Origin of the sequence: Enterococcus moraviensis ATCC BAA-383 (assembly GCF_000407445.1) — a bacterium.
Classification (GTDB): Bacteria; Bacillota; Bacilli; order Lactobacillales; family Enterococcaceae; genus Enterococcus_L; species Enterococcus_L moraviensis.
Window position 1 is genome coordinate 317,493 of sequence record NZ_ASWB01000002.1, and the last position, 25,244, is coordinate 342,736.

Genomic DNA, 25,244 nt, shown 5'->3' on the forward strand with positions numbered 1-25,244 from the left:
GAAATCGCTAACTTAAAAATTTCTTCACTATCTATTTGACACCTGTCGTCTCATCTGATATCATGATTAAAAATAAATAAAAAAACACGTAGAAAAAGAAAGTAAAATTCTGTGGAATTTCTAAAAGAGAGCCTTGGTAGCTGAGAAGGGGCGAAAGAAAACGAATTTGAAAATGGCTTTTGAGTGGGCATTTCGAAAAAATTATTTTAGAGGTGCACGGTTATTCCCGTTAGCAAGAATCCTAATATCAAGCAGTCGCAGCGTATTAGAGTAGAGGCAAAAATCACACGATTTTTGTGAATTAAGGTGGTACCATGTATGTTTATTACATCCTTAGAAAAGTCATTTGACTTTTCTGAGGATTTTTTTGTTTTCTATTTAAAAAATGAGGGGGAAATTAATTATGTGTCAAAATTCAGTACATCATTATGAAATCGTAGGAAGTTTTTTACGGCCAGAATCGTTGAAAAAAGCGCGGGAAGAGTATGCAGCGGGTACGATTTCAGAGGATGAATTAAAAGTAGTAGAAGATCAAGCAATTCGGGAATTGGTTGCAAAACAAAAAGAAATCGGGTTAAACGTTATCAGTGATGGTGAATTTCGTCGTAGTTATTGGCATCTCGATTTTTTCTGGGGTTTCAATGGAGTCGAGCATAATGTAATGGATCAAGGGTATTTGTTTCATGGAGAAGAGACACGAGCTGATTCAGCGCGTTTAACAGGGAAAATCAGTTTTAATCCACACCATCCAGTATTTGAAGAGTATAAATTTTTAACGGAAATTGCTGATAGGACACCCGTTCGTCAAAGTATTCCAGCGCCAGCACAATTGTTAGCTGAGTTGATTCGTAGCGACAATGAAGAAAAAGTTGATGCATTTTATCCAGATCGGGAATTGTTATATCAAGATATTGCGAAAGCGTATCGGGAAACAATTTTGGCTTTACATGCATTAGGCTGTCGAGATATTAAGTTGGATGATTGTACATGGGGCATGTTAGTGGATAAGAATTTTTGGACAACGATGACTAATGGCGAATATGACACCCAGGCGTTGCAAGATTTATATTTGCGTTTGAATAATGATGCAATCGTTGATTTACCTGAAGATTTACATGTAACAACCCATGTCTGTCGAGGCAATTATCATTCAACTTGGGCAACTTCTGGTGGTTATGAACCTGTCGCAAATACGTTGTTAGGCAATCAAAATGTCGAAGCCTTTTTCTTAGAATTTGATGACGAACGCTCAGGTGATTTTGAACCATTACGTTTTGTTCCAAAAGAAAAACAAGTAGTTTTAGGTTTGGTTACAAGTAAAGATGGCAAATTAGAGGAAAAAGAATCTCTAATAAAAAGAATCAAAGAAGCAAGTAAATATGTTCCTTTAGAACGCTTGAGTTTAAGCCCACAATGCGGTTTTGCTTCTACGGAAGAAGGGAATATTTTGACTGAGGAAGATCAGTGGAAAAAGCTATCATTAGTTATTGATGTGGCGAATGAGGTTTGGGGTTCAACAAATTAATGAAGTAAGAAGGTGAGTGAGATCATGGCAGAAGTTGAAAGTTTTACATTAGATCACAATCAAGTGATTGCACCGTATGTTCGTACGATTACGACAGAAGTAGGAAAAAAAGGAGATAAACTTACGAACTACGATTTACGTTTGGCTCAGCCGAACCAAGCGGAGATTCCTACCGCAGCTATTCATACATTAGAACACTTATTAGCTGATTTACTGCGAGATCGTTTGGATGGAATCATTGATATCTCTCCATTTGGGTGCCGAACAGGATTTCATTTAATCGTTTGGGATAATTATTCAGTGCAAGAAGTGGCAAAAGCGCTAAAGGAAACGTTGATTCAAATTGTAGAAGAAATTCAATGGTCAGATGTCCAAGGTACAGAGGCGAAAAGCTGTGGGAATTATAAAGATCATTCTCTTTTTTCCGCAAAAGAATGGGCAAAATTAGTGCTAGATCAAGGAATCAGTATTTCTGCATTTGAGCGAGAAATAATTTAAGTTAACTCAAAGTCAATAGTTGAAGGAGACTGTTATGAAAAAGTGGATTGGACTGAGTATCTTAACGGCCGTATTTTTAGTAACAGCATGTAGCAATCAAAATAAAAAAGAGGCGAGCAAAGAACAGCAACAAACAACTAAAATTATTTTAGGATCAGTAGATAGTGATGCAGAAATCTGGCGCTTCATTGCAAAATCGGATCTGACAAAAAAAGCAGGTTTAACAATAGAAGTGAAAGAAATCAATGGCGGTCCGCAGTTAAATAATGCTACGGTTGAAGAGCAAGTGGATGTAAATGCTTTTCAATCGTTAGGTTATTTACGAAGTTTCAATCAAGATAGTGAACAAGAATTAGTCCCGATTGCAACAACTTATATGGAACCGATGGGAATCTATTCTGAAAAATATCAATCGATTGAAGAAATAAAAGAGGGGGCACTCGTAGCAATAGCAGATAATCCAGCAAATGCTGCACGTGGATTAAGATTGATGGAGACTGCAGGGTTGATCAAATTAGCCAAAGATTTTGATAATGGAACGGGAACACCTTCTGATATCATTGAAAATCCTAAGCATTTAGAGATTAAAATGATCGACGACACTACTGGTCCAAGAGTGTTGCAGGATGTGGATCTAGCGCTAATCAGTAATACGATTGCATTTGAAGGGGGTCTAAATGTTTTAAAGGATGCTTTGTTTAAAGAAGAAATTGATGGAAATACACAGCAAAGTATTAACGTTTTAGTAACGAAAAAAGAGCGGCAACAAGATCAAACGTTAAAAAAATTAGCAGATCTGTATCATAGTGATGAAGTCAAAGACTACATTAAAAATAACTTTGGTGGAACGAAAGTTGATGTGCAAGAAGATATTCAAAAGTTATGGGAGACTAACAAATGAAACTCGTTATAGCAGCAGCAATGCAAGAAGAATTAGCACCATTTCATGGATCATACAATGTAAAACAGCTTTTGAAACGTGGAAAAACAGTGATCGAAGAAGTTTTAGACCAAAACGGATACGCATTGTATTTAGTCGAAACAGGTATTGGGAAAGCCAATGCCGCTGCATCAGCTAGTATCCTTTGTGAAACAATTAAACCCGATGTAATCATTAATACTGGTTCAGCTGGCGGTTTTTTGAACGAGGTTGAGATTGGTGATGTTGTTTACGGAAGTAGGCTATCTTACAGTGATGTTGATGCGACTGGATTTGATTACATTTTTGGACAAGTTCCCCAAATGCCGAGTGAGTATTCGTTAAATCAAGATTGGTTGACACTTTTTGACTCATTGGACTCTTCAAAAGATTATAGTATTCATAAAGGGTTGATCGTAACGTCGGATTCATTTATGAGTCAGTTAGACTTGGTAAAACGAGTAAAGGACCTTTTTCCAAATGCTTTAGCTTCTGATATGGAGAGTACAGCAATCGCCCAAGTTGCAAGCTTTTACGCTATTCCTGTAGTGAATATTCGTGGGATTTCAGATATTGCAGGAGTTGGAGCTGCGACATCGTTTGATACACATTTAGGAAAAGCAGCAGCACATGCGTTTCAAGAGACGAAACGATTTATTGGTATATTGGTAGAAAATCAGGAAATCAAGTGATTGTAAAGATGTTCGAGCTTTAAAAAGCTGGACATCTTTTTTGATGTCGAATGAAGAGAGGTGTGGTAGTTGTCTATTCAATCACAACCAAGCTTTTTTATAGCAGAGTAGAATAGCTCACTTTTTGACGGGAATGCCGACGTATCGTTAGAATAAAAAAATCTTTTTTTCGTATATTCAATAAAGAGATATATTTTTCTTGAAACATTCGCTATGATAATGGCAGGAGGGATCATATGTTAAAAGAAAAACTGTTAGAATACTTAAAAAATCAAACTTCTTTTTTCAATCCTAAAAATGTAAGCGATATTTTTTCGGCATCTGATATCGCTGATAAATTTGCGATAAAAAGAAATACAGCGAGTCATTATTTAAATCAACTGGCAGACGAAGGGGTTTTAGTCAAAGTCAATACACGTCCAGTCTATTTCTTTCATAAAAAAACATTTGAACTGCAAAATTATTCATTAACAAACTCTTTCTACCATAATTTAATGGAAATTGAAAAAGAGAAGCCAATCTTTGATAAAAAGATAGATTTTTTTCAAAATGTAATTGGCAATCATGGAAGTTTAGCACAAACGATTGAGCAATTGAAAATGGCAGCGCTATATCCTAAAGGTGGGCTACCTTTGCTTTTAACAGGAGAAAGTGGAACTGGGAAAAGTTTTTTAGTTCAATTACTTCATCAATTTTGTTTAGCGAATGATTTGTTAACGAGCGATGCCCCCTTTATCACAGTGAATTGTGCACAGTATGCAGATAATCCTGAGCTATTAACTAGCCATCTATTTGGGCATGTGACAGGTGCATTTACAGGAGCAGATACGGATAAAATGGGTGCGTTTGAAGCGGCGGCAGATGGTTTTTTATTCTTAGATGAAGTTCATCGTTTAAGTGCAGAGGGACAAGAAAAGCTATTCACCTTTTTAGATCAAGGCATTATATATCGAATGGGCGAAAGTAATAATCCAATTGCAGTGAATTGTCGACTAGCTTTTGCCACAACAGAAGAAGTAGGCAGTACATTTTTGACAACTTTTTTAAGACGAATCCCAGTTCAAATAAAAATCCCCGCTTTAAATGAACGAACTCAGGCAGAGCGAAAACAATTGATTATCCGTTCTTTCTTTGAAGAACAGCAAACCATTCTAAAAACTTTGGTTGTTTCACCGCAAGTCATCAACATTTTAGAGAATCGTTCATACAAAGGAAATGTGGGAGAGTTGAAGAATCTGATTAAGATCATCACTGCAAAAAGCTTTACCGCCAATCAAGATAAACCACAAATTCCGATTACACTCCATTCTTTACCTAACTATTTATTAGCAGAAAATCAGGACAGTACGTTATCAGAAGCCGAAACATTTTTAAGAATCGACGGTCAGAATAGTTTAGACTACTTACTTGAAGAAAGTGAACCCGAACAAAAAAGAATCATCCAAAGCTATGAAAAAATTTTGCTGACTTATGTTAATAAGGAATCAGATATTAATACTTCTGTAGGATTGATTTCTAGAGAAATCGATTATCTTTTTGATTATTTATTGTTTGAAACAAAAAGAGAGCAAAAGCATGACATGCTGCTATTTATTACACAACATGTGCGGCAGATGTTAGAAAAGATTGAATCAGCCTATCAAATTAGTTTTAATGGTAGTTTGGTTTATGCAGTCAGTCATTATTTATTTCAAAGACGTTATGTGGAGTGGCTTCCAGAAGTTGAAATGGTCCAGCTGATCGAAACACTTTTATTGGATGTCAAAGCAAAATTGCCAAATAGTTACCGTTATGCGGAACAAATTTTGAGTTTAGTTAAAACGTCACTCGACATTGAAGTTTCTAGTATGGATCGTATTATTTTATCTGTGTATATTGATAATTTGGGGTATACCAAAGAAACTGCCTATCCAAAAGCGGTAATTGTGGCGCACGGCTATGCTACTGCTAGCAGTATTGCGAATGTGGCAAACCGAATGTTGAATGAACTTCTATTCCAGTCTTTTGATATGCCACTGGATGTTACACCTAAAAAAATTGCTGAGAAGATGATGCAATATATTGAACGAAATGATACGTCGAATGGATTGATTATTTTATTTGATATGGGCTCTTTAAAGGAAATCCATCGTTATTTTTCCAAAGAGACAGCAGCACCGATAATTCTTATGAATAATGTAACGACTAGTTTAGCCATTGCTGTAGGAGAAGGGATTCAGAGAAAACAACAATTATCAGAAATTCCAGAAAAGGCGATCAATGCGCATCACTATCAGTGGGAAATTATCAAACCGCAAACCAAAAAAGAAAAAATCATCATCACGACTTGTGCTACGGGGATTGGAACGGCTGTTCAAATAAGCAATCTACTTGAAAAGAGTTTACCGAATGATAGTATCGTAAAAATGGTTCCTTGTGAATTCCGCCAGTTACGAGACCCAGTTGAATTTGAGAAAGCTTTTTCGTTATATGATGTACTTGGTATAGTGGGAACAGCAAATCCTGTTGTAGAAAATATACCGTTTATTTCATTAGAAGATCTGATTGCGGGAATTGGGATTGAAAGCTTGTTAGAGTGGTTAAAAAATGTTTTAGTACTGAATTCTCAAGAAGAATTCAGTAATCAGTTGATTCGTAATTTCTCATTAGATCGTGTGATTCAATCTGTCACAATTTTAGACACAGAAAAGATCATTGTACAGATCGAAGGTTTTATGAAACAGTTGGAAGAACGTTTAGGGCAGCGAATTACGAATGATCGGAAATTGGCCTTATATGTTCATGTTAGTTGTTTGGTGGAACGCTTGATTCGGAATGTACCAATCGAAGTATATAGTGGTTTTGACACATTAAAAGAGTGTCACAAAAAAGAGTTGAAGCATATCAAAGAAACATTTAGTGTCATAGAGAAAGTTTATAGTGTCAATATCCCAGGTTCAGAACTTTCATATGTGCATGATGTTTTGTTTGAGAACACTGAATATGTCAGTGATGAAAGTGATTTTTAATAAGAAAAGAGGGGGTGCCACTAAAGTTGGCACCCTTTTTGCTATTAATAAAGTGTAAGTGAGGTGAGTAGGATGGCAAGAAAAATTATTTTGGCAACGCATGGAAACTTTGCAGAAGGAATCAGAACATCTTTAGAATTGATTTGCGGAAAATCTGTGAATGTAGAAGTTATTTGTGCCTACATGAAAGAAGATTTTGATTTAAGTCAAACGATTGAAACGATTATTTTTGAAAATCAAAAAAATGAATTATTGGTTATCACCGATATTTTTGGTGGTAGTGTGAATAATGAATTTTTTAAGTATGTTGAACAACCGAATGTCCATTTAGTTTCAGGATTGAATTTGTCTTTATTGATTGAACTTTATACTCAATTGGAAACGACTAGTGACTTGGAGAAATTAATCAGACAAGCAATAAGTACTTCTAAAGAAACGATTCAGTATTGTAACGCACTGAAAGCAAAAGAAGAGGAAGAGGAATTTTAAAGTAGAAAGGAAGTTAATCATGATCAAATTAGTACGAGTGGATCACCGTTTATTACATGGACAAGTTGCTTTTTCTTGGACGCAAAGTCTAGGAGTGGATTGTATTTTGATTGCCAATGATGATGTACCACAAAATGATATTCGCAAAACAACAATCAAATTAGCAAAACCTGCAGGTGTTAAATTGGTGATCAAAAATATTGCCGATTCAATAAGCGCTTTGCAAAGTGGTGTAACGGACAAATATAAGTTATTTATTGTTGTTGAAAGTGTGGCAGATGCTTATAAATTAGCGAAGGCTTGTCCTGAAATAAAGCATATAAATCTTGGTGGAATGAAAGTAAGAGAAGGGACTAGAAACATTTCTAAAGCGGTGAATATAACATCAGAAGAAGAAGTGTTGGTTAAAGAATTAGTCGCTGAAGGAGTGGATATTGAAATCAGACAAGTCCCTAATGATAAAAAAGTTGCTGCATTAGATGCATTTTAGAAAGGAAGATCAAAAATGATTGTACAAGCAATTTTGTTAGGCGTAATCGCATTTATTGCTCAGTCTGAGTATGCGTTAGGTACGTCACTTTTATCCCGACCTATCGTGACGGGATTGTTTACAGGGATCGTTTTAGGAGATATTAAAACAGGTATTATTATGGGAGCAACATTGGAATTAGCATTTATTGGTTCTTTTTCTGTAGGAGCATCGATTCCCCCAGACGTAGTAACAGGTGGGATTTTAGGAACGGCATTTGCAATCACTGCAGGCGCTGGAACTGAAACGGCATTAGTTTTAGGGCTGCCAATTGCAACATTGACGCTGATTTTGAAAAATGTTTATCTAGGTTTAGTGATTCCGACAATGAGTCAAAAAGCAGATAATTATGCCGATGATGGAAATTACAAAGGGGTAGAGCGAATGCATTTAGCAGCTGGGTTCGGCTTATCACTGATGTTAGCATTAATTGTTTCCGTTTCGTTTGCTGTAGGAAGTAACACAATCAAAGGATTATTAGATATGATTCCTGAGTTTGTTCAACATGGCTTATCTGTTGCAACAGGTATTATTCCGGCACTAGGTTTTGCAATGTTGGCGCGATTATTGATCAACAAGCAAGTAGCACCGTATTTCTTTTTAGGGTTTGCTTTGATGGCTTATTTAGAACTTCCAGTTACAGGAATTGCGATTTTGGGCGCAATCACAGCTGTGATCGTGGTCAATATCATGAACCACAATAAAGGAAAAGAAATGATTCAAACATCAAACGGGGAGGTTATTGACGATGACGAAGATTTCTAAAGAACAAACTGAAAAGTTGATCACTAAAAAAGAATTGAACAGTGTTTTCTGGCGATCTTTCCAAATGGAATTTTCTTGGAACTATGAGCGTCAAATGAATATGGCATATGTGTTTGCGATGATCCCTATTTTGAAAAAGTTATATCCTAAAAAAGCGGATATGGCCCATGCATTAAAACGTCATTTAGCCTTTTTTAATACAACTCCCCATATCGTGACCTTGATTTTAGGAATCAATACGGCAATGGAAGAAGAAAATGTCTTAGACGATCAATTTGATGAAAGTACGATCGATAGTATCAAAACATCATTGATGGGACCTTTAGCAGGATTAGGAGATTCGTTTTTCTGGGGTACATTACGTTTGATTGCCACAGGAGTTGGAACATCACTGGCTTTACAAGGAAATATTTTAGGCCCCATTTTATTTTTACTGATTTTCAATGTACCGCATATTATTTTACGCTATCTATTTACTGGATGGGGATACAAATTAGGGACTGGATTTCTGAAAAAGATTCAAGCAAACGGCATGATGGAAAGCTTGACTCTAGGCGCTTCAATCATTGGATTGATGGTAGTTGGAGCGATGACGGCTTCAATGATTGATATTACGATCCCAGTTACAATCAGTGGCAGCGGTGAAACGGCAGTAACAGTGCAAAGTATTTTTGATGATATTATGCCTAAATTATTGCCTTTAGCGACATTTGGAGCAGTTTTCTATCTATTGAAAAAAGAAATAAAACCTTTGGCAATCCTGGGGGGAATGGCAGTGGTCGGGATTTTAGGTTCCTTGATTGGCATTTTTTAAACAAATTCATAGTGAGGTGAAATTTAGTGAAAACCATGTTGGATTATATCAATGAAGAACAAGAAGCATTGGAGAATATTCTACACTGTTTCGATGTCACAAAAATCGATGTGAAGCATGTTAAACACTGCTTGATTTTAGCCACAGGTTCTTCTTATAATGCCTGTTTATCCGCTAAATATTATTTAGAACAAACAGCACCTGTATATATTGAGATAGAGGAACCATTTAACTTTTTGCATTATGGGAAGGTCGATTCGAAAATTGATTTGATCATCGCAGTTTCACAGAGCGGTAAAAGTGCTTCTACTATTCAGGCAGTAGAAAAAATGAGACAAACAAAAGACATTAAAACGATAGCCTTAACAAGTGATATGAAAAGCCCAATCACTAAAGTGGTGGATGAAGTACTAGATTTAAATATGGGAATTGAGACAGTCGGTTTTGTTACAAAAGGGTATTCAGCAACTGTGTTGAATTTAATGTTGTTAGGCTTGTCTATGGCTTATCAAAATAAAGAAATCGGTACTGAAACATTGCAAAATGAGCTACTGGAACTAAACAATGCTATCGAGCAAATAAAGAGTGTTATCAAAAAAACAAGTGATTTTTGGGTGGAAAATCAAGTTGATTTAACAACAGGTTCACGTTTTATTGCGATTGGATATGGACCAAATGTGGGAACGGCAAAAGAATTTGAAACAAAATTTACAGAAACGGTTCGTTTACCCTCACAAGGGTTTGAACTTGAAGCGTATATGCATGGTCCTTATCTAGAAGCTGACAGAACACACTCACTATTTTTTTTAGAAAATGACAATGTACTAAATAAAAGAAGCCAAGCGTTAAAGAATTATTTAGAGGAATATATTGCTGCAGGTTATACGATTACAACAAGGGCAAAATCAGAACCAAAAACACTTAGTCTATCTATTGAAACACCTGAAAAAATCAGTCCGCTTTTATTGGTGATTCCATTCCAATACTTAGCCTATCAAATTGCAACAGCTAAAGGAATTGATTTGAGTGAACGTATTTTTGATGATTTTGATCAAGTATTAAAAAGTAAAATTTAAGGAGCGTAAACAATGTTAAAATTTAACGAAACAAAGCAAATCGAAGATATTAAAGGGGCTTTAGCATTACGTCCAGAGGTTGAAAGAATTGTTGACGAAGTTTGGGAAAAAGGATTTGACTCTATCTATTACCTAGGTATTGGTGGAACTTACGCTTCAGCGATGCAAGCAGTTACGTATATCAATGGAAAAAGTGATTTACCAGTATATGTACAACATGCCGCTGAATACTATACAACAGGGAATCGTCGCTTAACGAAAGATTCGATTGTTATATTGTCTTCTGTAACGGGAACAACCCAAGAAGTTGTCAAAGCGGTAGAAGAAATCAAAACAGTTGGTGCGACATTGATAGGTTTCATTGATGCAAACGGAAGTATTTTAGCGGAAAAATGTGATTATGTTGTAACGTATCCTGCGCCAGGTACGGAACAAATCAAGTTCTTTATGATAGCAGATCGATTAATGAAAAATAATGCTGAATTTGCTGATTATGAAGAATATTATAAAGAACTAGAAGAGCATCTTCCAGTTGGCTTAGTTGAAGCAGAGAAAAAAGCGGATGATTTTGGATTGAAATTTGCCCAAGCGCATCGTCATGATGACATGCATTATTTCATCGGTGCGGGTAATCAATGGGGGGCAGTCTATTCTTATGCCATGTGTTATTGGGAAGAACAAAGTTGGTTGCGGTCAAAATCGATTCATGCTGCTGAATTTTTACATGGAACGTTAGAAATCGTAGATGAAACAACACCTGTAACAGTATTTATTGGTGAGGACGAACAACGTACATTATCCGAACGAGTAGCGAAGTTGTTGCCGCGTATTTGTGCGAACTATACGCTTATTGATTCCAAAGATTATTCAGTTGCAGGAATCAGTGAAAAACATCGCGGACGAGTGTTGTCATTTTTATTGATGCATTGTGTGACACAGCGCATCGATGCCCATGTTGAACAACTGAATTGTCACCCGTTAGATATCAGACGTTATTATCGTCAGTTTGACTATTAAAAAGGAATTAATTTCAGAAAGGAATTGATTTCAGATAGGAAAAGATCCTATTATAACGTGAGATTACAGTGATAATTTGTTAAACGAAAGAGTTTGAATAAATAGGAATAAAGCATCGTTTTATGGTCAGATTTCATCTATTGAAAGACCTTGAAACGATGCTTCATTCTTTTATTTTATAGTTATCTTTCCAAACTTATTTTTTTGATAATCCCAACTGTAGGGATTAGGTGAACCTGTTTTCTTAGCTTCAATATAAAGAGTCAGCCAAATTTCATAAGGATCATTTATCAAATTATACTTAAATTTTTGTTCAATTAAATCGGTAGAGCGATGCGAGATGTTTTCATAGCTAACAGTATAACCTTTGTATTTATAGTATTCAGGAATGACCAAATCAACATTAATTAGATTACCAGCAGAGACATGTTTAAAATCAATCGTGCTCGTTGTATAAGCAGGATCGTTTTTCTCGCTATCGGAAGTAGAAGTTATATTTATTTCATTATTGCCATAACTTAAACGTAAGTAGCCGTTTTTTGGTATAGGAAGTTCACCTAAGTCATCTAAAATAACTTGTCTAGTGTGAAGTAAAAGTTCTGCATAAAGAGTGACATCAGGGAGTGTATACGAGGTACCTTTGTCCCAAGTGTAATAGATTTTAGGGGTAACAACACTAGGCTCTTGTGCATCCGTAATGACTTCTAAAGTTTCCGTACTTAGTCCTTCTGTATCATGACTATCAGCAATGGTAGGCAAGGGGGAAACTGTTTCATGATTAGTATCATAATAATCATAGACTTTCACATTCCCATGTTCATATAAATTCTTTAACGTTTCGCTTTTTGCTGACTGCAGTGGTAATGTGTAATCATCTGCATAGATTACAAGACTGGTATTTGGATCAACTGTCGTATTTTTTGTAGTGACGAATACCCAAACTCGGTTTGTGACTGTGACTAGATTATTCTCAATACCACCGGGATCTAAGTCTATTGTTATCGTAACATCTACAGGATAGGGTTTGGCCTCTTTGGCATTTTGTAATTCTTTGAGTTGATTTTGATCAACAGTTACATTATCTGAGAAGGTCAGATTTTTTCCGTCTTCGTAGATTTCATGTGTGACTTGGTTCCAACTCATTGTCTGAGCTAATTCTTTAAATTTTTCTTTGGTAGGAATGCTTTGCTTCACGTCTTTTAAAGGGATACTAAAATTTGTAGCATCGAGATAGAGTTCTTTCTCCGCTACAGTTTGGTCAGTAATGGCATTAACCCACCTTGAAGAAGAGGTTAGTTGTTTTTGACTGTCACTGACAAAATAAGTGACTGATTGAGGTCCCGAACGTGTTAAATCAAACCCTAAGGCAGGCCAATCAATTGCCCGATTTGGCTGTTCGAAGTTTCTATTGATTCGTTGATTTAGCCAAACTTGACGTTCTTGAACTGTGTCACCTAGCACAGGATTTTTTAAGTCAATGGTATCTGTTACTTTAATAGCTAATGGATCTGAAGGAGTTCCATTTTTCGAACCTGTTAATAGCCAATTATCAAGAACTTTTTGGTCGCTTAAATCGGAATCTTTAATATTCAGAGTAACGTTTCCACTGGCAAAAATAGCAGGGGAAAAATCTTCTTTATGAATAACACTGCCGTATAGCCCCATAAAATAGGGACTGTAATTAGGACTAGATGGTAGTGTAGGGATACCAAAATTAGTTGCTGTTGTAGAACCAGATATAAAATACTTATCTCTATCTACTCGATCAACATAATTGATCAATACATTCTTATTGACTGGATTTGGTGTTAAATTTTCAATTTTGAAACTTTCATCTGAGTTTATTCCTTTCATTACGCCGAAGACGATGAAGTTCCCTGCTACATCATAAAAACCTTTAAAATCATCTTCTAATAATGATGAAGCATATCCATAGAAACTGACTGAATTATCCTCATTAATAGCTATTTTCAAATAAGTTTCTTTTGGGAAAGTTCGAATTGTTTTAGTAGTTTGAGTATCAAAATTATATTGTTTTATGTAACTTTTGGCGCCATCTTTTATAAAATAATAAACAAAAGAATCTTCCACTTTAATGACATACCCTTCATCATATCCAGTTGAGTTTCCTTTTGCAATTTCATCAGGTAATATCGTTTTTTTTCTGGCTCCATTAGCATCAAATATTTGAACAGTACTGACTAAAGAGGTGTCAATATTAACGAAATGATCGTAGTAATTGATGATTGAAAAGTAGTCTCCGTTAGCGAGTTTTATAATATCCATCGGGATAATGTGAGATAAGTTAGTTAATGATACTCCTTTTTCTTTGTAATAATCTTTGATTTCTTTTGGCGTATTATTATTTAAAGACAGATCGTAAGTTGCTATTCTGTCTTCAATATTAAATGTCCCTATTGGTATTTTAAAGGGTGAAAGAGTACCGGGCTTTGTATCACTGACAAAGCCTCCAATGAAAATGTCTCCATTATCACCATCTTTACCAAAAAATCTGATTTCATGTGGTGTACCAAATTCTTTTACGAGTTGAGTAGCCGGATGACTGGTCACGGATAACTGACCATCAACAGTTTTGGTTAAATCTATTTCAAAAAAAAGTTCAGCTCTAGGAGCATTGCGCGGTGTTTTAAAACCATAGGAAAGGTAAGTACCAGTTGTGGTTTTTTCTAACATACCATTCAATCTGCTATAGCCTTGTAGACCAGGATCTATTTCATCATAAGAATTCTGAACGGATCCATTTTCATCTACTTCTACAAACGTAATTGAACCTCCTCTTGATTTTTGTGTGCCGCGTAGTGCAATTAGATAATTCCCATTATCTAATTTTTGAGTTGCTATAGGTGTGATTGCCCGATCTCTATTCGACCATAAATTGATATCTCCTTTATTCAAAGTTCTAGTGGCCAAATTATTTTGAACAAAATCATGATAATTTAAATTATTTTTTAATTCTCCTTCGTATAAGCGAGTAGAATTTTTCGGTATACTTAATGGTGTATCAGTATCTTTATCAATAATAATACGACTGTTATCCTCTGTCTTCTTTGCTTCAATAGTAGTATTATTATTGAAAATCGTGATGATTGTGCCACTAACAATTCCAACAATAATTCCTGCAAAGAGATAGCCCCATCTTAACTTTTTCACCAATGAACGACTCCTATCTGTCTTTAAAATCATGAAGACCAGTCACTAAATTGAATAGTCAATATCCGAATGCAGATTTTAGAGAAACTACGAACCTGAATTAAGTGAAAAATAGCGGAATAGAACGTTATCTCTTGTTGAGGAATACGAGAAATTCGAATAGCTTTTATAGCGTATTTAGTTAGTTGTATCTTCATAGTTTTAGTATAAAGAATCCAATCGTTTAAAGTCAACTAAAATATTTTTTATTTATTACTTTTAGTAATCAATATTATATAAATAGAAAATAATTGAAATTACAATGACGTGTAAAAATTAAAAAACAAGAAATTTCATTTCGTAATACTTTATAGGAACGATCGTTGCTGGAAATGTTTTTTTAAAAGCTTAACGTATGGTAACCTCGCAAATTTATTTTTTATTTCGCTTCTTATCACCTAAAATGTTTACATTTATTCAGTGATAGTGTACTATTTAAAGGTATGCATAACATAAATTCATGTATAAAATTAAGTTATTCGGAGGGAAACAAATGTCTGCGAAATTTGAAAAAAAAGGCACCAATGATGGTGTGTTAACTTTTTCAGTTGATCAAACTCTAATTGAAAAAGGCTTGAAACAAGCATTCGATAAAGTCAAAAAAAATCTTAACGTACCAGGATTCCGTAAAGGAAAAGTGTCACGTCAAGTATTTAACCGTATGTACGGCGAAGAAGCATTGTATGAAGATGCTTTGAACGCAGTTTTACCAGAAGTATATGAAGCAGCTGTTAAAGAAGCTGGAATCGATCCTGTATCTCAACCTAAAATTGATGTTGAAAGCATGAACAAAGGTGAAGATTGGGTAGTAACTGCTGAAGTGACTGTAAAACCTGAAGTTAAATTAGGCGAATACAAAAACTTAACAGTTGAAAAACAAGACCGTGAAGTAACAGACGAAGACGTTGATGCACGCATCCAACGTGAATTAGAAGCTCAAGCTGAATTAGTAATCAAAGAAGATGAAGCAGCTGTTGATGGCGACACTGTAGTTATCGACTTTGAAGGATTCAAAGACGGAGAAGCTTTTGAAGGCGGAAAAGGCGAGAACTATTCTCTTGAATTAGGTTCTAACTCTTTCATCCCAGGCTTTGAAGAACAATTAGTTGGCAAAAAAGCTGGCGAAGACGTTGAAGTAAAAGTAACTTTCCCAGAAGATTACCAAGCAGAAGACTTAGCGGGTAAAGAAGCTGTTTTCCAAGTAAAAGTTCACGAAGTGAAAGCAAAAGAATTACCAACATTGGATGATGAATTTGCAAAAGACGTTGATGATTCAGTAGAATCATTAGACGAATTAAAAGAAAAATACCGTAAAGAATTAACAGAATCTAAAGAAGCGGCTGCAACAGAAGCAAAAGACGAAGCTGCTATCCGTCAAGCTGTTGATAACGCTGAAATCGTTGACCTTCCACATGTAATGGTTCACGATGAAGTTCACCGTTCAATGGATGAATTCTTAAATAACATGCAACGTCAAGGAATCGCTCCAGATATGTACTACCAATTAACTGGAACAACAGAAGCAGACTTGCATAAACAATTTGAAGCAGAAGCAGAAGTTCGTACGAAAACAAATCTTGTGATCGAAGAAATCGCTAAAGCTGAAAACATTGAAGTATCTCAAGAAGATATGGATAATGAAATCAAGGAATTGTCTGAACAATACAACATGCCAATCGAGCAAGTTAAAAAAGTCTTAACAGAAGACATGTTGAAACATGATATCCGTATGAAACGTGCAGTAGAAGTTATTACAGAAACTGCAACTGAAAAATAAGAGCAATTTTAAAAGACATTCCTGATTATTCAGGAATGTCTTTTTTACTTTAGTAATAGAAGAGGTCAATTATGGTAAAATCAAGAAGTAGCTAATGTTTTATCAAGCCATACAATTAAAGCTTGATAAACTTGAAGCCCTTCACTTTTAGTAATATCACCATCAAAATCATGCGGAAGCTTCTCAACTTCTTCATAGGTAACATCAGGAATTTTAGTATTCGCAATACGAGAAGTTTCAACGGGCACATCTTGATCGGCTGAACTATGAGCCAAAAATGTAGGCGGAAGTGCAGTAAGTTCTGTATCAGTGAGACTAAAAGTTTCCTTTTCGCTAGGAGTACTGACAAGATAACTTAGCCAGTTGCCAAATTGTCGACCAGACAAATAAAGTGAAAAACGTTCGTTGATAGAAACTTCTGCGGTCGGTTTTGGACAAATCAGCGCCTGAGCAGTTAGAGGTGCAATTTTAGGAAATTGATTATAGTAAGTACTAGGCTGATTGAATGATGGATTGGTCAAATCATAATAGCCATAAAAACTAATCAATCCTTTTTGCTCTGGCAAAAGATGGCGAGCAGATAATAAGTAGGATAAAAAACCACCGGCTGAACGTCCAAATAAAAAATAATCCGGCTTTTTCAGACCTAAAGTGGTTTGATAATTTTTCAAAAACCAATCAATGGCTTCCGTTAAACAAGAAATAATAGTTGGGAGTTTAACTTCAGGTGCTAAAGGATAATCAACAGCTAACAAGTTGTAGCCGTTCTCTACCAATAGTTCACAGTACACTTCCGGTAAATCATTTCTAGTTCCATAAAGAAGACCGCCACCATGAAAATAAAGTAAAGTAGCTTTAGTAGATGAGTTATTTTCATTTGAGTAAAAGGTCATAGATAAATCTAAATCTTCTAGTGTGCTGTAAAGAAATGTTTGTTTTCTCATTAATGGTCCTCCTAAATTAAAAGCGTAGCGGGCTCGTCCAATTCTGACAGGAAAATAGAAAAAATCGATTGTGGTGCTTTTCGCCACAAACTATTTTTATCTTTTTCCCGAAGAGTTAGCCCGCGTAGCTAGATAACATATGGTAACAACGTTTCGCTAAGCTACACCTTGTACCATTCAACATCTTAATAACAGAAGGAAGCAACGTTCCTTTCAGTCACCTTGTACCAATCAATATCAACTCATAACTTCGTTGTATTTCTTGGCATGTTTCAAGGCAAAAGCGTAGCGAGCTTGTTTAGCTTCGACAGAAAAATAGAAAAAATAATCGAGATGTCTTTAACACCATCTGTATTCTATCACTTTTTCAAAAAGTAAATCTATAAATCTAAATAATTTCACTAACTTATTTCCATTTTAACCCAAATAGCCTCAGTCTTTATGTTTAATGCGCACAAAGATAGGAGTTAATTTGTGAAATGTGGATAGTGTATGAAAACGGGCAACCGCTTACAATGATTATGATAATAAAAGAGGGAGATGTATCAAATGGATTTAAAAAAAGTTTTACAAGAAAATATCGATCACTTATCTAGTATTGGCAACGACCCAACCGGTGGGATGACACGTTTATTGTATTCGGATTCATGGTTGGAAGCACAAAAATCTGTAAAAGAAAAATTAGAAGCAATTGGTATGACCGCTTCATTTGATGAAATCGGGAACCTCTTTGGTAGAGTTGAAGGTACAGAACATCCAGAAGAAACAGTTTTATCAGGCTCTCACATCGATACTGTTGTAAATGGTGGGAACTTAGATGGTCAATTTGGGGTCATTGCAGCGTATGTTGCGATCCAATATTTATTAGAAACACACGGCAAACCAAAACGTTCATTAGAAGTTATTTCAATGGCCGAAGAAGAAGGTAGCCGTTTTCCTACAGTATTCTGGGGTAGTAAAAACTTTGTTGGTGAAGCGAAGAAAGAAGATGTTCTTGAGATCGCTGACTTTGAAGGATTGAAATTTGTCGAAGAAATGCGACGCCATGGCTTTGACTTTAGAGATGAAAGTAAAGCAACTAGAGATGACATCAAAGCGTTTGTAGAAATCCATATCGAGCAAGGGACTGTGCTTGAAAAAGAGCAATTACAAATCGGTGTGGTCAACAATATTGCAGGACAAAGACGTTATACAATTGTGTTAAAAGGCGAAGCAAACCATGCTGGAACCACTCCAATGGGCTATCGTAAAGATGCGGTTTACGGATTTGCTAAAATTTGTTCACAAGCAATCGATCGAGCGTTAGAAGTTGGTGATCCATTAGTATTAACGTTTGGTAAAGTTGAACCTAAACCAAATACAGTAAACGTTGTTCCAGGAGAAGTGCTATTTACAATGGATTGCCGTCATACAGACAGCGGTGAGTTACATGCATTTACAAAAGAAATCGAGCAATTGATGAGAGATATCGCAGCAGAACATGGCTTAGAAATCGATATCGATTTATGGATGGATGAAGCGCCAGTTCCAATGAATGAAGAAATCGTAACAGCAATCGAAACAGCGGCTAAAGCTGAAAATATGAAATACAAAGTAATGCATAGTGGCGCAGGTCATGATTCTCAAATCATTGCACCAAACTTCCCAACAGCAATGATTTTTGTCCCAAGTATTAACGGTATCAGCCATAATCCAGCAGAAGCAACAGATATTGATGATTTAGTGAATGGGGTAAAAGTACTAGCTAGCACATTATATGAATTAGCTTATAAATAAAAGAAAGTAGGAGAAATAAACATGGGTTATAAAAATAATCAAACTGGCTATCTGGATGGCTTATTATCATCTAGAGCTGTAATCAAAAAAAATAATTATGCGTTGATTCCACATGACGGTTTAGTAAATAATGTGATTCCTGGCTTTGAAAATTGTGATTGTTCTATTCTAGGTTCAAAACAATTAGGTGCAAATTTTGTTGATTATATTATCACAATGCATAAAGATGGCAAAAACCAACGCGGTTTTGGTGGCGAAGGTGTTGAAACAATCGTTTATGTGATTGATGGCGTTTTAAACGTAAATGACGGTACTGAAACACACAAACTAACTAAAGGCGGCTATGCTTATTTACCAGCTAGTACGTTGATGTATTTAGAAAATGGTCAAGATGCTGACACAGAAATCTTCTTATACAAAAAACGTTATCAACCACTAGAAGGCTATGAAGCACACAAAGTGGTTGGGAATGTAAACGATATGGAACCAATTGAGTATGAAGGTATGAAAGATGTTCTTCTATGGGACTTTTTACCTAAAGATTTAGGTTTTGACATGAATTTCCATATTCTGTCATTTGAACCTGGAGCAAGTCATGGTTATATCGAAACACATTATCAAGAACATGGTGCATATTTACTTTCTGGACAAGGCATGTACAACTTAGACAATGAATGGATGCCAGTCGAAAAAGGAGACTACATTTTTATGAGTTCTTATGTGCAACAAGCAGCTTATGCTGTAGGACGCGATGAACCATTGATGTATGTGTATTCGAAAGATTGCAACCGAGATCCAGAAATTTAATTTAATGAAGAGGAAGTTTAAGAATGAATGAAACTGTTGTAGTGAAACCAGAAGAATTGCATGAATTGATCGAAAAAAAATTAACGACAGCTGGTTTAAAATCAGAACATGCAAATGAAGTGGCGACACATTTGGTATTTGCGGATGCATGTGGTATCCACTCGCATGGAGCTGTTAGAGTGGAATACTATGCGGAACAAATCGATAAAGGCGGCGTAACACTTGATCCAAAAATAGAATTTGAAGAGACTGGACCAAGTTCAGGAATTGTTCACGGGAAAAATGGAGCAGGGCAATTCGTTGCAGATGTAGGGTTAGGTTATGCCATTGATATGGCAAAAAAATCAGGTGTAGCGGCTGTTGGAATCTCTAAAATAAGCCACAGCGGAGCATTATCCTATTATGTTAAAAAAGCTGCGCAACAAGATTTAATTGCAATTGCAATGTGTCAATCAGATCCGATGGTTGTACCATTTGGTGGAAAAGAAAACTATTTTGGAACAAATCCAATCGCATTTGCGGCTCCTAGAAAAGACCACGAGCCTGTAGTTTTTGATATGGCAACAACAGTTCAAGCGTGGGGCAAAGTACTAGATGCCCGTTCTAAAAATAAAGATATACCTAATACATGGGCAGTTGATAAAGACGGAAAGCCTACAACTGATCCTCATAAAGTCAACGGATTATTACCGATAGCAGGACCAAAAGGGTATGGTTTGATGATGATGGTAGATATTTTATCTGGTATGCTTCTAGGATTACCATTTGGAAAACACGTTTCTTCAATGTATGACGATATAAGCAAAGGCCGTAATGTTGGTCAAATGTACATTTTGATCGATCCAAAACGTTTTACTGATTTAGATATGTTTAAAGAATCAGTAGATGGTATGGTGGATGAGTTACATGAGATTCCAGCAGCCGATGGATTTGAACAAGTATATTATCCAGGAGAAATCAATCAAATCAATTATGAAAAATCAATGACTGATGGTATCGACATCGTCAAAGATATTTATGATTATTTAAAGAGTGATACTCTACATTTTGATCGATATGAGAATACAAATGCCTTTGGTGAGAAAAAATAAATTTTTTCAAATAAAGGGGAGTGCTCTACAATGAGAGTAAAAAAAGCAGATTTACATCAATTAATCCAAAACAAAATACAAAAAGCTGGTTTGTCAGAAGAACATGCAGGAATCGTAAGTGATGTTTTAACATTTGCAGATGCAAGAGGAATTCATTCTCATGGTGCAATGCGTGTAGAATATTATTCAGAAAGAATTGCAAAAGGCGGTATCACAAATGAGCCTACGTTTTCATTTGACCAAACAGCTCCTAGTTGTGGTATGTTTGAAGGGGATAATGGTTCTGGTTTTGTTGCGGCAAAAAAGGCGATGGATCTTGCAATTGAAATGGCAAAGAAAAATGGTGTAGCAGTTGTTGGTGTACGGAACATCTCTCATAGTGGGGCACTTGCCTACTATGTTGAAAGAGCTGCAGAACAAAATATGGTTGCTCTTTCGGTGTGTCAATCGGATCCAATGGTTGTGCCATTTGGTGGAAGTGAACCATACTTTGGTACGAATCCAATTGCATTTGCGGCACCGAGTAATGATGACCGTGTGATTACGTTTGATATGGCCACAACCGTTCAAGCGTGGGGCAAAATATTACATGCTCGTTCTAAAAAAGAAGCGATACCAGATACATGGGCAGTGGATGCTCAAGGAAATCCAACAACAGATTCTACTGCTGTTAATGCGTTATTACCAATAGCAGGACCAAAAGGGTATGGTTTGATGATGATGGTAGATATCTTATCCGGTGTTTTACTAGGCGTGCCATTTGGCAAACACGTTTCTTCCATGTATCATGATTTATCTAAAGGTCGTGAATTAGGCCAACTTCATATTGTGATCAATCCAGAATTTTTTATTGGACTAGATACTTTTAAAAAGAGTATTTCAACAATGCTCGATGAATTGAAAGAAATCAGCCCAAGTCCTGGATTCACTGAAGTAAATTATCCGGGTGAACGAGGAAGAGCTCGTGAAAAAAATTATGAAGAAAATGGTATTGAAATTGTTGATGATATCTATGAGTACTTAATCAGTGATGATATCCATTACGATCGTTATGATCATAAAAATAAGTTTGCAGAATAAATTTTAATAAATAAAATTTCTAGTTTTGCAAGTTAGTACTACACTCTGTTCCAGTTCAATTTATCTGGCAGAGTTGAACGAGCGCACTACACATTTGCTTTCATTAGTTGTTAAACGATTGAAAAATGCAAAATGTAGTAAGGCGAGCCGTTGTTACCTATAATTCAAGGAGGAATTTCAATGCTGCATACAATTATTAAAGCAAATAGCTATCAAGATTCTATTGTACTGATGCTATTAACGAACAAACTAAATACAATCGATGGTGTTCACAATGTTTCTGTAATGATGGGAACACCAGCCAATAAAGACATCTTCAAAACAGGTGGGTTGTACACGGAAGAGCTAGAAAAAGCTTCTTCTAATGATATGGTAATCGTATTAGACATTGAAGATGACTCATTGATTGATCAAGTATTGACAGAAATTGATGTATTTTTAGAAGAACAAACAAAAGGCGGCAGAGATGCTTCGGGCGAAGAAGTCGTAAAAACGTGGGATAAAGCTTTTGAGCTTGGGAAAGATGCTGGCGTAGTTGTTTTCTCTATTCCTGGTACCCATGCAGCACTTGAAATTGAAAAAGCGTTAGATGAAGGCAAACATGTTTTCTGTTTTAGCGATAATGTTGCAATTGAAGATGAAAAACGCTTAAAAGAAAAAGCGCATGATGCAGGTTTGCTATTAATGGGACCAGACTGCGGAACAGGTATTATCAATGGTATTCCTGTGGCATTCACAAATGCTGTTCGTAAAGGTAAAATCGGCGTTGTTGGTGCTTCTGGTACAGGGATTCAAGAAGTAACGACGATCATCCACAAATTAGGTGGCGGCGTGACGAATGCAATCGGGACTGGCGGACGTGATTTAAAAGCTGAAATCGGCGGAATCACTTTAAAAGACAGCATCATGACATTAGAGAAAGACCCTAACACAGAAGTGGTTGTAGTAATCTCTAAACCACCTGCACCAGAAGTTCGTGATGAAGTCTTAAATCTTTTAAGAAGTATTTCAAAACCTGCTGTAACGATTTTCCTAGGCGAAAAACCAACGTCTCATGAAGAAAATCTTTATCGTGCTTATACTTTAGAAGAAGCAGCTCAAACGGCTGTTCAATTATTGAATAAAGAAAATGTTCAAGCTGTGAAAGAAACATTAACAGTTCCTGCTCATTCTTTTAAACCAAAACAAAAATTTGTTAAAGGTTTATACTCTGGTGGAACTCTTGCTTATGAAGCAGCAATGTTGATCAAAGAAGGTTTAGCATTAACAGGTGACGAACATGCGCCAGAAGGCTTTATCTTAAAAAATCAAGGACATGAGATTATTGACTTAGGAGACGATGTTTATACACAAGGGAAACCTCATCCAATGATCGATCCATCAAAACGTAAAGAAATGTTGGAAGAATCTGGAAAAGATCCTGAAACAGCAATCATTTTATTAGATGTTGTATTAGGGTACGGCTCTCATGCAAATATGGCACAAGAATTGGCACCAACTATCAAAGAAATCAAAGCAAATGCGAAAGCTGAAGGCAGAGAATTATTTGTGATCAGTACGATTGTGGGAACGGACGAAGATCCTCAAAACATTCATGAGCAAGAAACAATCATGAAAGAGGCGGGTGTTATTCTTTGTGATAGTAACGCACAAGCAGTACGTTTAGCATTGGCTATTTTAGATCATCCATTGACACAAACAGATAAAGCAATCGAAGCTGCACCAGCAGTAAATCCAGTTACAATTGAGCCAACAGAAGCAATGTTAGCATTATTGACAAACCAAGGATTTATCAACGTTGGTTTACGTAGTTTCTCAGAAGCAATCATTAACCATGGTGGTAAAGTAGTCCAGTATGACTGGCAACCAGTTGCAGGCGGAAACATTACACTGCAAAAAGCATTACAGTTCTTAAATAAAGTAGCATTAGCTAAATAGGGGAGAATAAATCAAATGGCATATAAAACAATCGATGAAGCAAACCAAGCGGTAGCAGCAAAAATCGTTGCTGGTTCTCCTTTCTTATTAGATGTAGTCCCAGCAAATTCAGTAATCGAAGAATTGAATGAAGGAAAAGTCTTATTACATGCAGGACCACCAATCACTTACGATAAAATGGTCGATCCTATTCAAGGCGCTTGTGTAGGTGCAGTTTTATTTGAAGAATGGTGTGAAACAGAAGAAGAAGCTAGAAAATTGCTAGAATCTGGTGAAGTAAAATTAATTCCATGTCATCACGTAAATGCAGTTGGACCAATGGGTGGTATCACTTCAGGAAACATGGCAGTCTTAGTTGTTGAAAATAAAACAGATGGCAACCGTGCATTTTGTACGATGAACGAAGGTATTGGAGCAGTATTACGCTTTGGTGCTTATTCTGACGAAGTAATTACTCGTTTAAGATGGATGAGAGATACTTTGGCACCTGTTTTAAGTGCAGCATTAAAAACAAAAGAAGACGGCTTAAACATCAATGTATTGGTTGCTAAAGCAATTGCTATGGGGGATGAATTCCACCAACGTAATATTGCAGCATCATTAGCATTTTTAAAAGAAATGGCTCCAATCATCGTTGGCCTAACTGAAATCGATCAAACAAAACGTGAAGAAGTGGTTCAATTCTTAGCGGATACAGATCAATTTTTCTTGAATATCATGATGGCTTCTGCAAAAGCTGTTATGGATGGTGCAAGACAAATACAAGAAGGAACAATCGTTACAGCAATGTGCCGAAATGGTTATGAATTTGGTATTCGGATTGCTGGAATGGGAGACGAATGGTTTACAGGACCAGTCAACACACCTCAAGGACTTTATTTTTCAGGATTTAGTGAAGCAGATGCCGCTCCAGATATGGGTGACAGTGCTATTACTGAAACGTTCGGTGTTGGTGGTATGGCAATGATCGCGGCTCCTGCAGTAACCCGTTTCGTCGGCTCAGGCGGTTTTTATGACGCGTTGAATACAAGTAATGAAATGACGGAAATCTGTATTGACACAAACCCGAATTTCCCAGTTCCAACTTGGGACTTTAAAGGCATTTGTTTAGGTATCGATGCAAGAAAAGTTGTAGAAACAGGAATTCTTCCGGTAATTAACACAGGAATTGCAAACAAAAAAGCTGGGTTGGGTCAAATCGGTGCAGGTACTGTGACACCTCCAATCGATTGCTTTGAAAAAGCCGTTTTAGCGTATGCAAAAAAATTAGGTTTTACAGAATAAAAGGG

At 36.2% G+C, this 25,244-nt stretch carries 20 protein-coding genes and 1 other annotated feature; of the genes, 18 read left to right on the forward strand and 2 right to left on the reverse strand.

All coding sequences use genetic code 11. From position 1 onward, the window contains the following. Positions 1–80: 80 nt before the first annotated feature. Positions 81–338, forward strand: a binding site (T-box leader). Between the two features lie 65 nt (positions 339–403). The 11 genes from I586_RS07560 (at position 404) to I586_RS07610 (ending at position 11,332) form a co-directional block, all read left to right on the forward strand. Continuing rightward, positions 404–1,525, forward strand: coding sequence for a 5-methyltetrahydropteroyltriglutamate--homocysteine S-methyltransferase (locus I586_RS07560; protein ID WP_010765742.1), 1,122 nt, complete (start codon positions 404–406; stop codon positions 1,523–1,525). Positions 1,526–1,549: 24 nt separating this feature from the next. Continuing rightward, positions 1,550–2,023, forward strand: a complete 474-nt coding sequence (locus tag I586_RS07565) for an S-ribosylhomocysteine lyase (protein WP_010765741.1) — start codon at positions 1,550–1,552, stop codon at positions 2,021–2,023. A gap of 34 nt (positions 2,024–2,057) precedes the next feature. Then, positions 2,058–2,924 (forward strand): MetQ/NlpA family ABC transporter substrate-binding protein, encoded by an 867-nt coding sequence (locus I586_RS07570; protein WP_010765740.1) that lies wholly within the window; start codon positions 2,058–2,060, stop codon positions 2,922–2,924. Further along, positions 2,921–3,634: a 5'-methylthioadenosine/adenosylhomocysteine nucleosidase gene (locus tag I586_RS07575; RefSeq protein ID WP_010765739.1), complete on the forward strand. Its 714-nt coding sequence runs from the start codon at positions 2,921–2,923 to the stop codon at positions 3,632–3,634. The genes I586_RS07570 and I586_RS07575 overlap by 4 nt, the downstream gene beginning before the upstream one ends. Positions 3,635–3,870: 236 nt before the next feature. Beyond that, on the forward strand, positions 3,871–6,642 hold the full coding sequence (locus tag I586_RS07580; RefSeq protein WP_010765738.1) for a sigma-54-dependent transcriptional regulator: 2,772 nt from the start codon (positions 3,871–3,873) through the stop codon (positions 6,640–6,642). Positions 6,643–6,714: 72 nt separating this feature from the next. Continuing rightward, positions 6,715–7,131: a PTS sugar transporter subunit IIA gene (locus I586_RS07585; protein ID WP_010765737.1), complete on the forward strand. Its 417-nt coding sequence runs from the start codon at positions 6,715–6,717 to the stop codon at positions 7,129–7,131. Positions 7,132–7,150: 19 nt separating this feature from the next. Then, positions 7,151–7,621: a PTS sugar transporter subunit IIB gene (locus tag I586_RS07590; protein ID WP_010765736.1), complete on the forward strand. Its 471-nt coding sequence runs from the start codon at positions 7,151–7,153 to the stop codon at positions 7,619–7,621. A gap of 15 nt (positions 7,622–7,636) precedes the next feature. Next, positions 7,637–8,425 carry a PTS mannose/fructose/sorbose/N-acetylgalactosamine transporter subunit IIC gene (locus tag I586_RS07595; RefSeq protein WP_010765735.1) on the forward strand — a complete coding sequence of 263 codons (789 nt, stop codon included), beginning with the start codon at positions 7,637–7,639 and terminating at the stop codon, positions 8,423–8,425. Continuing rightward, positions 8,409–9,239, forward strand: coding sequence for a PTS system mannose/fructose/sorbose family transporter subunit IID (locus tag I586_RS07600; RefSeq protein WP_010765734.1), 831 nt, complete (start codon positions 8,409–8,411; stop codon positions 9,237–9,239). Before I586_RS07595 ends, I586_RS07600 begins: the two co-directional genes overlap by 17 nt. Positions 9,240–9,265: 26 nt before the next feature. Beyond that, positions 9,266–10,315 carry a glutamine--fructose-6-phosphate aminotransferase gene (locus I586_RS07605; RefSeq protein WP_010765733.1) on the forward strand — a complete coding sequence of 350 codons (1,050 nt, stop codon included), beginning with the start codon at positions 9,266–9,268 and terminating at the stop codon, positions 10,313–10,315. Between the two features lie 12 nt (positions 10,316–10,327). Continuing rightward, the gene (locus I586_RS07610; RefSeq protein WP_010765732.1) at positions 10,328–11,332 is read left to right on the forward strand and encodes an SIS domain-containing protein; all 1,005 of its coding nucleotides are present in this window, start codon (positions 10,328–10,330) and stop codon (positions 11,330–11,332) included. A gap of 171 nt (positions 11,333–11,503) precedes the next feature. On the opposite strand, the gene I586_RS07615 is transcribed toward I586_RS07610, so the two are convergent. Beyond that, complete coding sequence (locus I586_RS07615) at positions 11,504–14,503, reverse strand: hypothetical protein (RefSeq protein ID WP_010765731.1); 3,000 nt, start codon at positions 14,501–14,503, stop codon at positions 11,504–11,506. A gap of 532 nt (positions 14,504–15,035) precedes the next feature. On the opposite strand from I586_RS07615, the gene tig reads away from it, so the two are divergent. Further along, a complete protein-coding gene (gene tig / locus I586_RS07620) occupies positions 15,036–16,319 on the forward strand; it encodes a trigger factor (RefSeq protein WP_010765730.1) in 1,284 nt (427 codons plus the stop codon). Positions 16,320–16,399: 80 nt separating this feature from the next. Here the strand turns inward: tig and I586_RS07625 are convergent, their stop codons facing one another. Beyond that, complete coding sequence (locus I586_RS07625; protein WP_010765729.1) at positions 16,400–17,263, reverse strand: alpha/beta hydrolase; 864 nt, start codon at positions 17,261–17,263, stop codon at positions 16,400–16,402. 549 nt (positions 17,264–17,812) lie between these two features. Between I586_RS07625 and allC the strand changes: the two genes are divergently transcribed. The 6 genes from allC (at position 17,813) to I586_RS07655 (ending at position 25,239) form a co-directional block, all read left to right on the forward strand. Continuing rightward, positions 17,813–19,039, forward strand: a complete 1,227-nt coding sequence (gene allC, locus I586_RS07630; protein WP_010765727.1) for an allantoate deiminase — start codon at positions 17,813–17,815, stop codon at positions 19,037–19,039. A gap of 21 nt (positions 19,040–19,060) precedes the next feature. Then, positions 19,061–19,846: a (S)-ureidoglycine aminohydrolase gene (allE, locus tag I586_RS07635; protein ID WP_010765726.1), complete on the forward strand. Its 786-nt coding sequence runs from the start codon at positions 19,061–19,063 to the stop codon at positions 19,844–19,846. Positions 19,847–19,869: 23 nt separating this feature from the next. Then, positions 19,870–20,937, forward strand: coding sequence for an ureidoglycolate dehydrogenase (allD, locus tag I586_RS07640; RefSeq protein WP_010765725.1), 1,068 nt, complete (start codon positions 19,870–19,872; stop codon positions 20,935–20,937). 30 nt (positions 20,938–20,967) lie between these two features. Further along, on the forward strand, positions 20,968–22,017 hold the full coding sequence (allD, locus tag I586_RS07645) for an ureidoglycolate dehydrogenase (protein WP_010765724.1): 1,050 nt from the start codon (positions 20,968–20,970) through the stop codon (positions 22,015–22,017). A gap of 180 nt (positions 22,018–22,197) precedes the next feature. Next, positions 22,198–23,955, forward strand: a complete 1,758-nt coding sequence (gene fdrA, locus I586_RS07650) for an acyl-CoA synthetase FdrA (protein ID WP_010765723.1) — start codon at positions 22,198–22,200, stop codon at positions 23,953–23,955. A gap of 15 nt (positions 23,956–23,970) precedes the next feature. Then, complete coding sequence (locus tag I586_RS07655; RefSeq protein ID WP_010765722.1) at positions 23,971–25,239, forward strand: YlbE family protein; 1,269 nt, start codon at positions 23,971–23,973, stop codon at positions 25,237–25,239. The last annotated feature ends 5 nt before the right edge of the window (positions 25,240–25,244 follow it).

Coding starts and splice junctions, on each gene's coding strand:
- I586_RS07585 (WP_010765737.1), top strand. CDS start 6,715: ATGGCAAGAAAAATTATTTTGGCAACGCATGGAAACTTTGCAGAAGGA.
- tig (WP_010765730.1), top strand. CDS start 15,036: ATGTCTGCGAAATTTGAAAAAAAAGGCACCAATGATGGTGTGTTAACT.
- allC (WP_010765727.1), top strand. CDS start 17,813: ATGGATTTAAAAAAAGTTTTACAAGAAAATATCGATCACTTATCTAGT.
- allD (WP_010765725.1), top strand. CDS start 19,870: ATGAATGAAACTGTTGTAGTGAAACCAGAAGAATTGCATGAATTGATC.
- I586_RS07595 (WP_010765735.1), top strand. CDS start 7,637: ATGATTGTACAAGCAATTTTGTTAGGCGTAATCGCATTTATTGCTCAG.
- I586_RS07565 (WP_010765741.1), top strand. CDS start 1,550: ATGGCAGAAGTTGAAAGTTTTACATTAGATCACAATCAAGTGATTGCA.
- fdrA (WP_010765723.1), top strand. CDS start 22,198: ATGCTGCATACAATTATTAAAGCAAATAGCTATCAAGATTCTATTGTA.
- I586_RS07575 (WP_010765739.1), top strand. CDS start 2,921: ATGAAACTCGTTATAGCAGCAGCAATGCAAGAAGAATTAGCACCATTT.
- I586_RS07580 (WP_010765738.1), top strand. CDS start 3,871: ATGTTAAAAGAAAAACTGTTAGAATACTTAAAAAATCAAACTTCTTTT.
- I586_RS07655 (WP_010765722.1), top strand. CDS start 23,971: ATGGCATATAAAACAATCGATGAAGCAAACCAAGCGGTAGCAGCAAAA.
- I586_RS07610 (WP_010765732.1), top strand. CDS start 10,328: ATGTTAAAATTTAACGAAACAAAGCAAATCGAAGATATTAAAGGGGCT.
- I586_RS07625 (WP_010765729.1), bottom strand. CDS start 17,263: ATGAGAAAACAAACATTTCTTTACAGCACACTAGAAGATTTAGATTTA.
- allD (WP_010765724.1), top strand. CDS start 20,968: ATGAGAGTAAAAAAAGCAGATTTACATCAATTAATCCAAAACAAAATA.
- I586_RS07590 (WP_010765736.1), top strand. CDS start 7,151: ATGATCAAATTAGTACGAGTGGATCACCGTTTATTACATGGACAAGTT.
- I586_RS07560 (WP_010765742.1), top strand. CDS start 404: ATGTGTCAAAATTCAGTACATCATTATGAAATCGTAGGAAGTTTTTTA.
- I586_RS07600 (WP_010765734.1), top strand. CDS start 8,409: ATGACGAAGATTTCTAAAGAACAAACTGAAAAGTTGATCACTAAAAAA.
- allE (WP_010765726.1), top strand. CDS start 19,061: ATGGGTTATAAAAATAATCAAACTGGCTATCTGGATGGCTTATTATCA.
- I586_RS07570 (WP_010765740.1), top strand. CDS start 2,058: ATGAAAAAGTGGATTGGACTGAGTATCTTAACGGCCGTATTTTTAGTA.